General features: G+C 66.3%; 17 protein-coding genes. 5 read left to right on the top strand and 12 right to left on the bottom strand.

The genetic code is table 11. The features are described from left to right. Nucleotides 1-4 precede the first annotated feature (4 nt). Nucleotides 5-1,375: a glutamyl-tRNA reductase gene (locus BST27_RS19595; protein ID WP_069421891.1), complete on the bottom strand. Its 1,371-nt coding sequence runs from the start codon at nt 1,373-1,375 to the stop codon at nt 5-7. A 53-nt stretch (nt 1,376-1,428) separates the two neighbouring features. Then, nucleotides 1,429-1,737: a glutaredoxin family protein gene (locus BST27_RS19590; protein WP_069421890.1), complete on the bottom strand. Its 309-nt coding sequence runs from the start codon at nt 1,735-1,737 to the stop codon at nt 1,429-1,431. Nucleotides 1,738-1,880: 143 nt separating this feature from the next. Between BST27_RS19590 and BST27_RS19585 the strand changes: the two genes are divergently transcribed. Genes BST27_RS19585 through BST27_RS19575 form a run of 3 tightly spaced genes read left to right on the top strand, consistent with a single transcriptional unit; the run spans nt 1,881 to nt 4,282 of the window. After that, nucleotides 1,881-2,786: an HAD family hydrolase gene (locus BST27_RS19585; RefSeq protein WP_069421889.1), complete on the top strand. Its 906-nt coding sequence runs from the start codon at nt 1,881-1,883 to the stop codon at nt 2,784-2,786. Between the two features lie 43 nt (nt 2,787-2,829). Then, nucleotides 2,830-3,345 (top strand): FAS1-like dehydratase domain-containing protein, encoded by a 516-nt coding sequence (locus BST27_RS19580; RefSeq protein ID WP_069421888.1) that lies wholly within the window; start codon nt 2,830-2,832, stop codon nt 3,343-3,345. 10 nt (nt 3,346-3,355) lie between these two features. Beyond that, the gene (locus BST27_RS19575) at nt 3,356-4,282 is read left to right on the top strand and encodes a cyclopropane mycolic acid synthase family methyltransferase (RefSeq protein WP_069421887.1); all 927 of its coding nucleotides are present in this window, start codon (nt 3,356-3,358) and stop codon (nt 4,280-4,282) included. An 83-nt stretch (nt 4,283-4,365) separates the two neighbouring features. On the opposite strand, the gene BST27_RS19570 is transcribed toward BST27_RS19575, so the two are convergent. The 9 genes from BST27_RS19570 to BST27_RS19530 form a co-directional block, all read right to left on the bottom strand. Next, nucleotides 4,366-5,442: a lysophospholipid acyltransferase family protein gene (locus tag BST27_RS19570; protein WP_139805249.1), complete on the bottom strand. Its 1,077-nt coding sequence runs from the start codon at nt 5,440-5,442 to the stop codon at nt 4,366-4,368. Next, entirely contained in the window at nt 5,439-6,572 is a 1,134-nt protein-coding gene (locus tag BST27_RS19565; protein ID WP_069421885.1) for an SDR family oxidoreductase, read from the bottom strand. Before BST27_RS19565 ends, BST27_RS19570 begins: the two co-directional genes overlap by 4 nt. 76 nt (nt 6,573-6,648) lie before the next feature. Continuing rightward, the gene (locus BST27_RS19560) at nt 6,649-6,750 is read right to left on the bottom strand and encodes a 30S ribosomal protein bS22 (RefSeq protein ID WP_003402602.1); all 102 of its coding nucleotides are present in this window, start codon (nt 6,748-6,750) and stop codon (nt 6,649-6,651) included. Between the two features lie 139 nt (nt 6,751-6,889). Further along, a complete protein-coding gene (locus BST27_RS19555; protein ID WP_069421884.1) occupies nt 6,890-7,144 on the bottom strand; it encodes a helix-turn-helix domain-containing protein in 255 nt (84 codons plus the stop codon). A 138-nt stretch (nt 7,145-7,282) separates the two neighbouring features. After that, the gene (gene proC, locus BST27_RS19550) at nt 7,283-8,161 is read right to left on the bottom strand and encodes a pyrroline-5-carboxylate reductase (protein ID WP_197518197.1); all 879 of its coding nucleotides are present in this window, start codon (nt 8,159-8,161) and stop codon (nt 7,283-7,285) included. 36 nt (nt 8,162-8,197) lie between these two features. Continuing rightward, nucleotides 8,198-9,070, bottom strand: a complete 873-nt coding sequence (locus tag BST27_RS19545) for a thioesterase family protein (RefSeq protein WP_069421882.1) — start codon at nt 9,068-9,070, stop codon at nt 8,198-8,200. Beyond that, nucleotides 9,070-9,912 carry a sugar phosphate isomerase/epimerase family protein gene (locus tag BST27_RS19540; RefSeq protein ID WP_069421881.1) on the bottom strand — a complete coding sequence of 281 codons (843 nt, stop codon included), beginning with the start codon at nt 9,910-9,912 and terminating at the stop codon, nt 9,070-9,072. The genes BST27_RS19545 and BST27_RS19540 overlap by 1 nt, the downstream gene beginning before the upstream one ends. A 16-nt stretch (nt 9,913-9,928) precedes the next feature. Beyond that, nucleotides 9,929-10,981: a hypothetical protein gene (locus BST27_RS19535; RefSeq protein WP_069421880.1), complete on the bottom strand. Its 1,053-nt coding sequence runs from the start codon at nt 10,979-10,981 to the stop codon at nt 9,929-9,931. Next, entirely contained in the window at nt 10,978-11,997 is a 1,020-nt protein-coding gene (locus tag BST27_RS19530; RefSeq protein ID WP_069421904.1) for a Ppx/GppA family phosphatase, read from the bottom strand. Before BST27_RS19530 ends, BST27_RS19535 begins: the two co-directional genes overlap by 4 nt. A 106-nt stretch (nt 11,998-12,103) precedes the next feature. On the opposite strand from BST27_RS19530, the gene BST27_RS19525 reads away from it, so the two are divergent. Further along, nucleotides 12,104-12,898 (top strand): DUF3109 family protein, encoded by a 795-nt coding sequence (locus BST27_RS19525; RefSeq protein ID WP_069421879.1) that lies wholly within the window; start codon nt 12,104-12,106, stop codon nt 12,896-12,898. 31 nt (nt 12,899-12,929) lie between these two features. Here BST27_RS19525 and BST27_RS19520 read toward each other — a convergent pair whose 3' ends face one another. Beyond that, entirely contained in the window at nt 12,930-13,700 is a 771-nt protein-coding gene (locus tag BST27_RS19520) for a FadR/GntR family transcriptional regulator (RefSeq protein ID WP_069421878.1), read from the bottom strand. A 90-nt stretch (nt 13,701-13,790) separates the two neighbouring features. Here BST27_RS19520 and BST27_RS19515 point away from each other — a divergent pair, with 90 nt between their 5' ends. Beyond that, nucleotides 13,791-14,765, top strand: coding sequence for a tocopherol cyclase family protein (locus tag BST27_RS19515; RefSeq protein ID WP_069421877.1), 975 nt, complete (start codon nt 13,791-13,793; stop codon nt 14,763-14,765). Nucleotides 14,766-14,804: the final 39 nt, after the last annotated feature.

Here is a 14,804-nt window from a genome sequence, read left to right as displayed (position 1 = left end):
CCAATCAGCTACTCGGCGATTGAGCGTCGAATTCACTTGGTGCATCTGACAACTCACCCGCGGCGACGGCGGCCACGGAGTCTATGGCGGTCTGGTCCAGTTCGAAGAGCTCGCGCAGCGCCTCGGCGTAGCTGTCGCCGCCGGGGGCACTGGCCAGCTGCTTGATCCGAACGGTAGGCGCATGCAGCAGCTTGTCCACCACCCGCCGCACGGTGCGTGCCACCTCTTCGCGCTCGGAGCTCTGCAGGCCGGGCAACCGGTTCTCCAGTCGGAGCAACTCCGCCTCGACGACGTCGGCGGCTCGCTGCCGCAGCGCGGTCACGGTCGGGGTGACCTCGGCCATCCGCTGTCCGGCCAGGTAGGTGGCAACTTCGGCGGCGACGATGCGCCGGGCGGCATCGACGTCGGAGGCCGCGGCGTGGGCCGACGGTTCGTGTTGCACTCGGTCCACGTCGACCACCAAAACGCCCGGCAATCCGGCCACCGCCGGGTCGACGTCGCGTGGCATGCCCAGGTCGCAGATCACCAGCGGCCTCGCCGATTCGTCGCGCTGGGCGGCGGCCAGCGCGTGGTGCACGTCGGCCAGCGACACGACGGGACGCACCGCGCCGGTGCAGCTCACAACCACGTCGGCGTCGGCCAGCGCCTCGGTCAGGTGTTCCAGCGTCGCCGCCGAACTCTTGACGCCAGACTCGCGAATCTTGCCGGCCAGGCGTTGCGCCCGCGACGACGAGCGATTCAAGACATGGATTTGCTCAATCCCGTGGCGGGTCAGATGCGCCGCCGCCAAGGCGCCCATGGCCCCGGCGCCGATCACCACCGCCGTCTTGCCCGCAAGTCCGCCCAATCTGCGATCGGCCAGGTCGAGGGCTACCGAGACCACCGAGGCGCCGGCGGCGTCTATGGCGGTTTCCGAATGCACCCGCTTACCCACCGACAACGCTCGCTGCGCCAACTCGTGCAGCACGCGGCCCACGGTCCGGTTGGTCTCGGCGGTCGCGTATGCGCGGCGTACCTGGCCGAGCACCTGCTGTTCGCCGACAACCGCCGAATCCAGGCCGCTGGCGACCGCGAAAAGGTGCTCGACGGCCGCCTCGCTGTATCGCACGTACGCGTGCCGGGTCAGCTCACCCATCGGCAGGCCGGAATGCTCGGACAGCAGCTGTCCGATGATGGCCAAACCACCGTGGAAGGCATCGACCACGGCATATACCTCGACCCGGTTGCACGTCGACAGCACCATCGCCTCGGTGACGAGGGGCGATTGCAGCAAACGGTCGACGATCTTGACCTGATCGGACTCGTCGAGACTGAGTTGTTCCAAGACTGAAACCGGCGCGCTGCGGTGCGAAATCCCGAAGAGCAGAATGCTCACAGCATCACCTGGCCAGCTCCCTTGCGTGAAAAGTGACTGCTCTACGGTAACCGTTAGTCAGCTGGGCTACCAAATATCGGACGGGCCAGATCAGCTCGCAGGCGGGGCTCGTCCACCTCCCAATAGCTGTGCTCCTCGCCATCCAACAGGATCACGGGCAAACGATCGCCGAATTCGGCGCGCAACGAGGTATCGCCCGCCGCCGCCGCGACGTCCACGTCCGTCGTTGACAGCTCAAAACCCAGCTCGGCGGCCAGATCAGCCAGTTGAGCCTGCACCCGCAAGCAGACAGTGCAGCCGGCGCGGGTCAACAGCTGCACCTGTCGGCGGGTTGGCTGGGGTCGGGGTTCAGACATATCCATCAGTGTGGTGCATCCGTGTGGCGGTTCTGACACCGAGCGCCGACGGCCCACCGCCCGCGCCCAAGTAGGGTTATAACGGCCTTAGCAACGGCCTGATTCACGGCCTGTACGCACCACGAACACCAGCGATTGGGAGGTTTCTCGTGACTTCCTCCGACCCGGGCAATGCGGACTACGCGCGCCGCATTGACCTGCAGTCGCTGGCCGCCGACGCCAGCGCCGAACGAGCGCTGTTCGACCTGCACACCGGCGCAGACGAAGTCCGTCCGCAACCGCCTGTCGACCTGACCGCCGCGGCGTTTTTCGACGTGGACAACACCCTTGTCCAAGGTTCGTCGGCGGTGCACTTCGGTCGCGGCCTGGCGGCCCGGGAATACTTCACCTATCGCGACGTCTTGGGCTTTATCTACGCGCAGGCCAAGTTCCAATTGCTGGGCAGGGAGAACAGCGATGACGTCGCCGCCGGCCGGCGCAAGGCGCTGGCCTTCATCGAAGGCCGCTCGGTGGAGGAGCTGGTCCGGCTCGGCGAGGAGATCTACGACGAGTACATCGCGGACAAGATTTGGCCGGGTACCCGCGCGCTGACGCAGATGCACCTCGATGCCGGCCAGCAGGTGTGGTTGATCACCGCCACCCCATACGAACTGGCCTGCACCATCGCGCGGCGGCTCGGTCTGACGGGCGCGCTGGGCACCGTCGCCGAGTCGGTCGACGGGATATTCACCGGCAGGCTGGTCGGCGAGATCCTGCACGGCCCGGGTAAGGCGCACGCGGTGCGCTCGCTGGCGATCCGCGAGGGCCTCAACCTCAAACGTTGCACGGCCTATTCCGACAGCTTCAACGACGTACCCATGTTGTCGCTGGTCGGCACCGCGGTTGCGATCAATCCGGACGCCCGCTTGCGCAGCCTGGCCCGAGAACGGGGCTGGGAGATCCGCGACTTCCGCACGGCGCGCAAGGCGGCTCGAATAGGGGTGCCGTCGGCCCTGGCGCTGGGTGCCGCGGGCGGCGCGTTGGCGGCGCTGGCGTCCCGACGCCAATCTCGCTGATAGGCTGCGCCGCTAGCATCTATTTCGATCGGAGAGCCCTCGCATGTCAGTAGTTCCCGAATCGACCAAAGGAATCATCGGCAGCCACTACCGCGGCGAGGATTACTTCGAGGTCGGGCGCGAGAAAATTCGTGAGTACGCGGAAGCGATCAAGGACGACCACCCCTACCACTTCGACGAGTCGGCGGCAGCTGAGGCCGGCTACCCCGGGCTAGTGGCCCCGCTGACGTTCCTGGCGGTTGCGGGCCGGCGGGTGCAGTTGGAAATCTTCACCAAATTCAACGTCCCGATCAATATCGCCCGGGTGATCCACCGCGACCAGAAGTTCAAGTTTCACCGGCCGATTCTGGCCGACGACAGGCTGCACTTCGACACTTATCTAGACTCGGTGATCGAGTCGCACGGCACGGTGCTCGCCGAGATTCGCAGCGAAATCACAGATGCCGACGGCAACCCGGTTGCTACCGGGGTTGTCACGATGTTGGGGGAAGCCGCGAAGCAGGAAGCGGGCGCTGAGGAAACCGTCGCGGCGATTGCATCGATATCTGCCGGAAAGTAGGGTCGCGTTAATGTCAGAAGCTAATAATGGCCGCAGCACTCAGCTGAAGCCGCCGGTCGAAGACGTTCAGTCCCACTACGATCGATCCAACGAATTCTTCAAGCTGTGGCTTGACCCGTCGATGACCTACAGCTGCGCGTACTTCGATGAAAACCCCAATATCGATGAGCCGCAGACGAAAACACTCGAAGAGGCGCAGTTCGCCAAGCGCAAGCTGGCGCTGGACAAGCTCAACCTCGAACCCGGCATGACCCTACTGGACATCGGCTCCGGATGGGGCTCCACGATGCGGCACGCCGTTGAGTACTACGACGTCAACGTCATCGGCCTGACGCTCAGCGAAAACCAGCTCGCGCACTGCGAAGCAAAGTTTGCTGAGATGGACAGCCCGCGACGCAAAGAGGTTCGCCTGCAGGGCTGGGAGGAGTTCGACGAGCCCGTCGACCGCATCGTCTCGCTGGGCGCCTTCGAGCACTTCGCCGACGGGGCCGGCGACGCCGGATACGAGCGCTACGCCACCTTCTTCAAGAAGTACTACAGCTTGCTGCCCGACGACGGCCGGTTCTTGCTGCACTCCATCGTGGTTCCCACCGCCGAAGAGGGTAAGGCGATGGGCCTCAAGACTACGATGAGCCTGCTGCGCTTCATCAGCTTCATCCTCAGGGAGATCTACCCCGGCGGTAAGTTGCCCCAGGTCGAGCAGGTCGACCGCTACTCCACCGAGGCGGGCTTCAAGATCGAGCGCCACCACTTCATCGGCAAGAACTACGTCCCCACGCTGAACGCCTGGGCCGACGCCCTGGAAGCCAACAAGGAAAGGGCCGTGGAGCTCAAGAGTGAGCAGGAGTACGAGACCTTCATGAAGTACTTGCGGGGTTGCTCGGACCTGTTCCGCGACGGCTACACCAACGTTTGCCAGTTCACGCTGGTCAAGTAGTCGACCCCTCGAGACCAAGAAAACTCCCCCGACGCCGGTCCGGCCTCGGGGGAGTTTTGCGTCTGGCCGCTCGCCGGCGCAGCTCAGCCTAGGAAGATGTTGCGCCGCCCGGCCAGCAGCCGGTACAGCGTCTGCTGGATGGTCTCGCGCACCTGATCGGTCAGCTCGAAGGTGACCATCGGGTCCTCGGCGTCGGATGTCGCGTAGTCGGCGGTGTGGATGGGCTCACCGAACGCGATGCGCCACTTGGAGGGCAGCGGCACGACGCCGAGCGGGCCGGCCAACGGGAACAGTGGCGTGACCGGGAAGTAGGGCAGCCCGAACAGCCGCGCCAACAGTTTGACGTCGGTCAACATCGGATAGATCTCTTCGGACCCGATGATCGAGCACGGCACGATGGGCGCCTTGGTGCGTAGCGCCGCCGATACGAAACCGCCCCGACCGAACCGCTGCAGGCGGTAGCGGTCCTCAAAGCGCTTGCCCAGTCCCTTGTACCCCTCGGGGAACACCGCCGTGAGCTCGCCTCTGGCGAGCAACCGGTGCGCGTCCGCCGTGCAGGCCATGGTGTGACCCGCCTTGCGGGCGGTGGAGCCCACCACCGGCAGGTCGAACACCATGTCGGCGGCGAGGAGTCGCAAATCCCGCTGCGCGGGGTGCTCGTCGTGAACCGCGACCGAGAGCATCAGGCCGTCGAACGGCAATACCCCGGCGTGGTTGGCCACCACCAGCGCGGCGCCGTCGTCAGGAATGTTCTCGACACCGCTGACCTCGACGCGGAACCACGACTTGAAGAAAAACCTCAGCAAAGGCCGAACAATCGCATTGTTGAAATGCGGATCGAACCCGAATTCGTCGACGCTGTAGTCGCCGGTCAGCCGTTGCCGCAGGAACTCAGCTACCGCGGCAACGCGCTGTGCCAGATCGTTGAGCGGTTCGTCGGCCGCCGAAGAGACACCCGCCGCACGCCGGTGCTCGTCGATCTCGCGAACGACGGCGGCGATCTGGTCGGCCGATGCACGGCCCGTGGGATCGGACAGCAGCGAGGGATGTTGACGAGATGCCTCGGCCCGCTGTCCCGCGCGCTTCCGTGCTGCTACTCGACCCCGATTGCTGTGCAGGGGAATGACATTCGCTCTGGAATCACCCGCCACTGGAACTATCCAAGTCTATCTACCCCGCCCCATGGAATTAGATTTCGGCTACCCCAGCGCTGCGCTAACGCTATGGCGCGACCCTCCAGGGAGCGTACCCGATTCGGGTCGATTATGGGAGTCAAGCCGCGGCCGCGAACGTAGTCGTCAAACGCCTCCGCCGTCGTCCACTTCGGCTGAAACCCAAGCTCAGTACGCATTCTCGTGGTGTCCATGACGCGCCCGTAACTTAAATAGGCGAATTGTTCCCGGCTGATCTCGGTGTATTTATTAGCTCGCCTCAGCGAATCGAGAGCCCACACTCCAAATCCCGGTACTGGCAACGGAATTCGTCCCGCACGCCGAATCGCCTGCGACAACATGATGATGCCGTCGGCGCCGATGTTGAACGTTCCGGCCTTGCCGGCCATAGCCGCGCGCTCCAGCGCCCCGAGCGCATCCTGCTCGTGCAACAACTGCAGTCGGGCATCGCGCCCGAGCATGGTCGGCACCAACGGTCCGGCCAGATAGCGAGACAGCGACGTATCCATCGCTGGGCCAATCATGTTGGCCAGGCGCAAGATTGTCACCGCGATATCGGGACGCCGCCGGGCCAGTCCGCGCACGTACCCCTCGATGTCGAGGCTGTCCTTGGCGAAACCCTCGCGGAAGGGGCGCCGGCTGCTGCTGTCCTCGGTGAACAGCACCGGGTCGTGCGCGCTCGACCCGTAGACCTCCGACGTCGACTTCAGTACGACGCGACGCACCGACGGCGCCTTCTGGCAGGCGGCGAAGAGTTGCATCGCGCCCATCACGTTCAACTCTTTCAAGGCCGCGCTGCCGCCGGACCGCGGCGCGAAGGACGCCGCAGCAGCATGCACCACGGTGTCGACATCGCCGTTTCGTATCACCTTCGCAATAAAGGGATTCCGAATGTCGGCGCGGACGAACTCGGCTCGGCCCATGCGGCGCAGCATGTCCTTGCTGGGCGCGATGGCGTCCACCGCGATGACGGTGTTGATCATCGGGTTCTGCGCCAGGCGCGCAGTCAGGTAGCCACCCAGAAATCGGCAAGCGCCGGTAACCAGCACGACTTTCGGGTAGTGGACCGTGTCATCGTTGCCGGTGTTACCGCCGTCCCGGTCGTTCGATGGAACCACTACGTCAGCCTAGCCGGGAGCAGCGACGGACGCGTTACGGCTGGGTGACAGCGGGCACGGGGGACGCAGTAAGGGCTTACTTGCCAAGTTTTCTGCGCTGCACCCGGGTACGGCGCAGCAGCTTGCGGTGCTTCTTCTTCGACATACGCTTGCGCCGCTTCTTGATTACTGAACCCATAACTCCGCTATCTAACAGTGACCGCTTTCTACAATGACCCGGTCACTTTACCCAACCGGCCGCACCCAACACCAAACCGGCAGCCGCTCCGGCCGCCCGCGGGCTCGCCGACGCCGGCGTCGGTGCCGGAAGAGGTCGGCTAACCGGCGAAGTACGAGGTCTGCAGCATGTCGTTGACGGCCTTGGCATGCACCCGGAAGGAACGGCCGACCCTAACTGCGGGGAGCTCGCCGTTGTGTACCAGCCGGTACACCGTCATCTTGGAAACCCGCATCAGCGAAGCAACCTCGGCCACGGTGAGAAACTGGGATCCGGCCTGCTGACCTTCACCCGGCCCGGTGTCCCGTCCTTTACCAGCAGAATCGCGTGCCGATGGCCCGTTCGTAGACGTCATCGCAACCCAATCGTGTCAGGCCCGCGCAATGCCAGCGGCTTCCCCTCCGCTGGCCCCACACGTGCTTACACAAGGAGAATAGCGGGACTGATGGGGTTACTGGTACTGGTGTGGGTGAATCAGTTCAAATTTCTCGAATTATTCCGATGTAATTCGCAGCTGCTCAGAGCGGGTTTTTGCGGCCTGCACCGCCGCGTCGACGGTGATCCGAAATCCGCCCCGCTCGAGCTCGCGCAACGCGGCGGCCGTGGTGCCGCCCGGAGATGTCACCGAAGCCCGCAGCTGCGCTGGTGACGTGTCGACCCGCGTTCCCGCCGGCTCCCGGTCGGCTGCGCTTCGGTCCTCGTCCATGCGCTCCAACAACATCGCAGCGGCGCCCGCCATGGTCTGCGCGGCCAGGTCGGTAGCCACCTGACGGCTGAGGCCGGCAGCTACCCCGGCGTCGACCAGCGCCTCCACCAATAGCAAGAAATACGCAGGTCCCGAGCCGGACACGGCCGTCACCACGTCCATCTGCTGCTCGGGGACACTTAGCACGCCCCCGACCGCGTCGAACAGCGCCGAGACCTCCTCGAGCTGATCGGCGCTGACGAACCGGCCCTTGGCCAAGGCCGTGACGCCCGCGCCCACCAGCGCGGCGGCGTTGGGCATCGCCCGGATCACCGGCGTGCCGGCCGGCAGCTTGGATTCGAAGTAGGAGATTGTGACGCCCGCCGCGACGGTGACAAACACCTGCTCGGCACTGTCGTGCTCGGCGGCGGCGGCCGCGGCCGCCAGGTCGCCGATCACGGTTTCGACGTCGGCGGGCTTCACCGCGACGACGATGAAGTGGGCGTTTTCCACCGCGTCTTTGACCGAGGCCGTCACCAACACTCCGTAGGTGTTGGACAGGTACTTGGCTCGACCTGGCAGGCGTTCGGCCACCACCAGGTCTTTCACCTGGCGCCCCGCCCGCAACAGACCCGACAGCAGTGCCTCGCCGATGCTGCCGCCGCCGATGATCGCGATTCTGGCCATGCCGCAAAGCATTGCAGACGGCAGGGCTGACCTGCGCTACTGGGCCAGCGGGGGCGGCACGAGTGCCAACTGGCGCGACTGCGCCACGATGCGGCCGGTGCGGTCCACGACGAGATGGTCTTCGTCGAACCAGTCCTGTCCGATCTCGGTGCAGGTGCAGATCACCCGCAGCCAACCGTCGGCGGGCAGGGCCCGCAGAAACGCGGTGAGCTGCACCGTCGGCGCCCAGCCGGTGCGATCCACTGCGAAGGTCACCGGCGCCGACAGGTCCCCGCACAGCAGGGCGAAGAGGGCATCCGTCGCGACACCGCGCGGGCGAGCCCACATCTGAAATACCGGCGGCTTTCCGTCGGTAACCCGCCCCTGAGTGGACAACAACGGCCGGATGTCGCAGCCCTCGCCCAGATGGACCACCTCCGCCGACGGGTGTCCCGGTCCGATCGGCGCGACGTCATCGGGCGGTTCGGGGGCCATGAGATCGCCGACGGGATTAGCCGACAGCAGTGGCGCGGCCTCGTGTTCCGGTTCGCCCAGGGTGACGACGGCATGCACCGCGGTGCGGTCCCCCTGGTTGAGCTCGACGTCCACCACGCTGATCCGACGGCCACGCTTGCGGATCGACGTGACGAGCCGCATCTCGCCCGGATCCGGTGCCCACAGGAAGTTCGTCGAGACGGCGACCGGTTGCAAGACCGGTTGCAGGACCGATTGCCCGCCGGATTGCGGTTCGCCGCCACCGTGCGCCGTGCGCGCTGCGTTGGCGCACAAGGCCACCATCGCCCCGCCGTGCACCTTGTTCCCAATGGTCCAGTGCTTGTTGAGTTCGGCGTCAAAGACCGCGCCACCCGGGCCGCCGTTGATCTCGTGGACCTGGCGCAGCGTCATCGCCTCGGTAAACAACGCGTCCATCAGCGCAGCAGGTGGGTACGGGCGAACTGCAACGATTCGGCCAGCATGGCCTCGCGCTCGTTCGCGGAACGGGCGCTGGAAGTGGACACTTCCAGCACGACATGGCCGGCAAAGCTGCTGGCGGCCAGCATCTGACACACCTCCGCGGTGGGCTGGCTACCGCGGCCCGGCACCAAATGCTCGTCGGCGGGCAACCCGTTGCCGTCGCACAGGTGCAGGTGCACCAACCCTGGGCCCATCCGCCGCGCCATCTCCATCGCGTCGGTGCCCGCAGTGGCCGTGTGCGAGAGGTCAAGCGTGTAGTGCGCGTGGCCGCCGTCCAGCGGGTCGAACGATGGCGCGAACGCCGAAATCGCCGGGCCTGGCCCGCCGCCGCGCCGCCGCATCCGCTCCAGGGACTGACCTGCTCCAAAGAACCGGTCGGCCCGGAACGGAAACATGTTTTCCACCGCCACCATTACGTTGCTCGACTCCTCCAATGACGCAACTTGCTCGCTGAACCCTTCGGCGTAACGCCGTTGCCACCGGAATGGCGGATGAACCACGACGGTCTGCGCGCCCAGTTGCTCGGCGGCGCGCACGGTGCGGTCCAACTTGGGGATCGGGTTGGCGCCCCACACCCGCTGCGAGATCAGCAGGCAGGGCGCGTGCACCGAGAGCACCGGCACCCGGTAGCGCTCGGACAGCTTCTGGACGGCGTCGATGTCCTGGCTGACCGACTCACCCCAGACCATCAACTCGACCCCGTCGTAGCCGAGTCTGGACGCATACTCGAATGCGGCCTCGGCCCGCAGCGGGTAAACCGAGGCCGTCGAGAGGCCGACTTTGATGGCTGGGCGCACTGTCTGTTGGCGATGCCTATCCCGAATGCAACAACGCCAACGGCCCCAGGGTGATCAGCGCCCCCACGGCAACCGCGATCAACGTACTGGCGATGTCCTCGGTCTTGCGGACGACATGCACGCCGACCACCAGACCAAGGATGACCAGAACCGACAGCACCAACGCGACGATGCTGCTCCATCGCCACAGTTGGTCGAAGGCGATGAACAGGCCGGCGCCGAATAGCACGGCGAGCAACGACTGGAAAACCGTCACAACCACGCGCCACAACGTCGCGAGCTTCCCACCCGAGGGGCGCGGGCCGGCCGCCTCGACGTCAGCGTCTTCGAGGAGCTCCAGCTGCCGCTCCCGGCCGCGGCGTCGGGCGACCTCGTCGGCGATGGATTGCCCCCCGAACAGGGTGTGTTCGGACGCGTCATCCGTCGCGTCTGAGTCCGCGTAGTCGGCGTCGTCGAGCGCGACCTGCGGGGGTTCGGGGACCTCGGAATCCATCACGTCGACCGAGGTGTCCGTGTAGTGGCCCACTGGATCGGGGTTCATGTGCTCGGCGCCGGACTGCACGCCCGCGGTCTCAAGCGCCTCGGTGTGGTGCAGCGGCCGCGGGTATTCACTGCGTTCCGGCCCCTGGGACCGACGGGCCACCGGATCGGATTTTGGCCAGCGCGGCTCGGGTTCCGACCAGTACACGGCCTTCGGCTTGGCGGCCTCTTTCGTTTCTTTTGGAGTTACTTGCCGGGCCGCGTCGGCCGGGGCTTCGGCCACCAGCCCATTGCCCGGTTTGGCTGCGGGCTGCGGGACCGGCGCAGGCGGCGCGGTGGGCACCGAAGGCGCGGGCGGCGTTTTTTGCGCCTCGGGGTGCTCCCGCTCCTCGCGGTAGTCGGCGTGGTCGTCGCGAATGATCGGAATCTCGCCGGTCAGTTCGGCGACCGTGACCGCATCGCTGTCGCCCCGGCGCCGACGCCGGCGCCGTGTCGGCGCGGCGACCGCGCCGTTTCTGGCCAGCAACTCCGCCACCGAGATTTGCGGGGTGTCTCCGGTGTCCGCCGCTTCGGAGTGTGGTCCGCTCATGACTTGTTGCCTCTCGATCGGTTAGCTGCGTTCCGATCAACTAACTGACCTCCAGCATCCCGCACAGAAGTCTCCACGAGGGCGGTTCCATCGGCTTCGCTGTCCAATTTGCGCAAGATCAGACCCTCCCGCAGTGCCCACGGGCAGATGTCGACGGTCTCGATTGCCAGCGCTCGCATGCTTGCCTCCGCCACCAGAGCACCCGCCACGATCTGCGGCGCTCGCTCGGCACTCACCCCTTCTAGTTCTGCACGGTCAGCGGTGGTCATCCTAGATATGAAAGATATGAGTTGTCTGAGGCCGTTAGCTGTGAGCGTCCTCTTCACGCGGGGTCCGGCGGCCGACGGGGCCGCACCGGTAAGGCGCGCCAACGACCGAAAAGTCTTCGATGTCGCGACGGCAAGGTCGGCTTCGCCCGCCTCGAGCACGTTCGCGGCGGCTTCCGCCAATTCGGCGTCCAACCAATCCCGCAGCATCCCGATCCGCCGCCGGCTCGGCGGGTCGTCGGGAAGCCACTCGCGGGTCAGCCGTCCGGCGCCGAGCGGCAGCGACAACGCGACGTCGGGCTCCTCGTCCACGCCGCTGGAGATCTCCAGCGAGCCGCCGCCGATGTCCAGGTTGACGATGCGTCCCGCGCTCCACCCGTACCAACGACGTACCGCCAGGAAGGTCAGCCGCGACTCGTCGACCCCGCGCAGCACTTCCAACGCAACGCCGGTCTCTTTGCGGACCCGCGCGAGCACCTCCTCGGAATTCTCGGCGTCACGGACCGCGGATGTGGCGAAGGCCATCAGTTCGGCGCAGCCGGAGCTCACCGCGATCTTGGCGAACTCGTCGATGGTGGAAACCAACTTGTCCGCGCCGCGTTTGGTGATCTTGCCCGAGCTGTCGGTCGCCTCGGACAGTCGAAGGGTGGCCTTGGTCGAGCTCATCGGGGTGGGATGACCGCCACGGTGAGCATCCACTACCAGCAGATGCACCGTGTTGCTACCCACGTCCAACACGCCCAATCGCACAAACACAAGGTAGCCGGGCGAACAAGGCGACTCGTCGCGACCCGCCTGCGGCGCGCGCCGACGCTTGCCAAGGCAAGGCGGCAAAACGTGGACTAACGTTGCATCCGTGGCAAACTCGCGCCCGACCCAGGTAAACCCGGGGCAAGAAGTCGAACTGGATTTCGCCCGTGAGTGGGTGGAGTTCTTCGACCCGGACAACCCCGAGCACCTGATCGCGGCCGACCTCACCTGGTTGCTGTCGCGCTGGACGTGCGTGTTCGGCACACCCGCCTGCCACGGGACCGTGGCCGGACGTCCACACGACGGCTGTTGCTCGCACGGTGCGTTCCTGTCCGACGACGACGACCGGGCCCGCCTGGACGACGCGGTCAAGAAGTTGACCGCCGAGGACTGGCAGTTCCGCGACAAGGGCTTGGGCCGCAAGGGCTACCTCGAGCTCGACGAGCATGACGGCGAGTCGGCGTACCGCACGCGCAAACACAAGAACGCCTGCATCTTCCTGAACCGGCCGGGGTTCCCCGCGGGAACCGGCTGCGCGCTGCACAGCAAAGCTCTCAAGCTGGGCGTGCCGCCGCTGACCATGAAACCCGACGTCTGTTGGCAGTTGCCCATCCGGCGCAGCCAGGAATGGGTGACCCGGCCCGACGGCACGGAGATCCTCAAAACCACCCTCACCGAATACGACCGCCGCGGCTGGGGCTCCGGCGGCGCCGATCTGCACTGGTATTGCACCGGTGACCCGGGCGCGCACGTGGGCAAGAAGCAGGTGTGGGAGAGCCTCGCCGACGAGCTGACCGAGCTGCTCGGCGAGAAGGCTTATGCGGAATTGGCGGCAATGTGCAAGCGGCGCAGCCAATTGGGGCTCATCGCCGTGCATCCCGCGACACGAGCGGCCGAGTAAGGCCGCCGAGCAGACGCAAACTCGTACAGAATCAACGGTTTTCGTGCAAGTTTGCGTCTGCTGGGCGTGAGGGGTTGGTGTAGGCCACCACCATGCGCAACGCGCTGGCTTGGAGGTACCCCTCGACGGCCGCCGCCGCCCCGCTCGCGTCGTGCGCCGACACGGCCTCGGTGATCGCGCGTAGGTCGGCGACGACGGGTTCGGCGTCGTCGTATGCACCGGTGAGCGCGTGCTCGCGGCCGCCGAAGGCGTGCTCGACCCAGCGATACAGCAACCCCAGGGCCCGGTTGCGGGTGCTGTGAATGAGCACCCGGAAGAAGGCCAGATCTGCCGCCTGACGCGCCGCGGCCGAATCGGCTTCCTGTACCACCAACAGCGCGGCCCGCAGCGCCTCGACATCGTCCGGTCCGCTGCGTTCGGCCGCCAAGCGGCCGAGCAACGGTCCGAGCGCTGCGCGAATCTCCAGCAGTTCGACCAGGAAATCCGGACCGAGTTTGCGGACCAACGCTTCCACCACGGCCGGGTGCGTCAGCCCCTCGGGGTCGCAGACCACGCTGCCGCTGCCCTGTCGGACCTCGATCATGCCCATTTGCTGCAGCCGGGCCAACCCCTGGCGTAGCGAAGTGCGGTTCACGCCGAGCTGTTCCGCTAGTTCCCGCTCGGGCGGCAGCGTCGAGCCGGGTGGAAACACGCCATCGAGGATCGCGTCAGCTATCGACGTGGCGATCTGTTCGTCCACGCGCTGGCGATCCGGTGGCTGGATGGGGGCGGCCCGAAGGTTCCGCCGGGATGATTGGTTCATTGGCTCAACCAATATTGTAGACTAGTTTTCACCGGCTTCACCTTGGACACGCAGCCAGGGACAACGCAGTCAGGCCCGGAGGAGGTCGCAATGGACGAAGAGGCGCGGTCTGCCGTCGCCCCGCGCTGGCGCGGTAAAGCCGGACGGCTGGAGGTCTGGTATGCCACGCTGTCGGATCCCGTGACCCGCGCCGGCCTGTGGGTGCACTACGAGACCGTCGCCCCCACCGCGGGCGCCCCCTACGCGCACGGTTGGGCCACCTACTTCCCCGCCGACGGCACGCCGCGCACCGAGCGATTCGGCCCCGCAGCCACCCAGCCCGCGACCGGTGCCGCCTGGTTCGACAACGCGGGCGGCCGGGTGGCGCCCGAGGAGATGACCGGGCGGGCGCGGTCGCTGGCGTGGAACCTGTCCTGGAAGGACACCGGGGCACCGCTGTGGACGTTTCCCCGCGTGGCTTGGGAACGAGAATTGCTGCCGGGCGCCCAGGTGGTGCTGGCCCCCACCGCCGACTTCGCCGGCTCGCTGACCGTCGACGACACCACCCATTCCGTGGACGGCTGGCGCGGCGGCGTTGCGCACATCTACGGGCACGGTAACGCGAAGCGCTGGGGCTGGATTCACGCCGACCTGGGCAACGGCGACGTGGTGGAGGCCGTCACCGCGGTGTCGCACAAGCCAGGACTCAACCGGCTGGCGCCACTGGCGTTCGTTCGGTTCCGCATCGACGGAAAAGACTGGCCCGCAAGTCCGCTGCCGTCACTGCGGATGCGAACGACGCTCGGCGTCCGGCACTGGCAGCTGGAGGGACGCATCGGCCGCCGCCAGGTGCTGATCCGGGTCGACCAGCCACCCGAGCGTTGCGTGAGCCTGCAGTACACCGACCCCGACGGCGGCACCGTGGTGTGCACCAACACCGAACAGGCCGACATCCACGTCGAGATCGACGACCGGCAGTGGTCGGTCTTAGGCACCGGACACGCCGAGGTCGGCCTGCGTGGCCCCGACGCACCCCCCGTCAATGAGAGGACTCTCAATGAAGATGTCAAGCCGCCGACTGTGTGATTGGGGGTGAGTCGGGTTGCCAGGTGCGGTTGTCACGGA

It is taken from the genome of Mycobacterium intermedium, assembly GCF_002086275.1.
Lineage (GTDB): Bacteria > Actinomycetota > Actinomycetes > Mycobacteriales > Mycobacteriaceae > Mycobacterium > Mycobacterium intermedium.
Note: the sequence above shows the minus strand (reverse complement) of the source record. Positions and strands in the feature narration are given on the sequence as shown.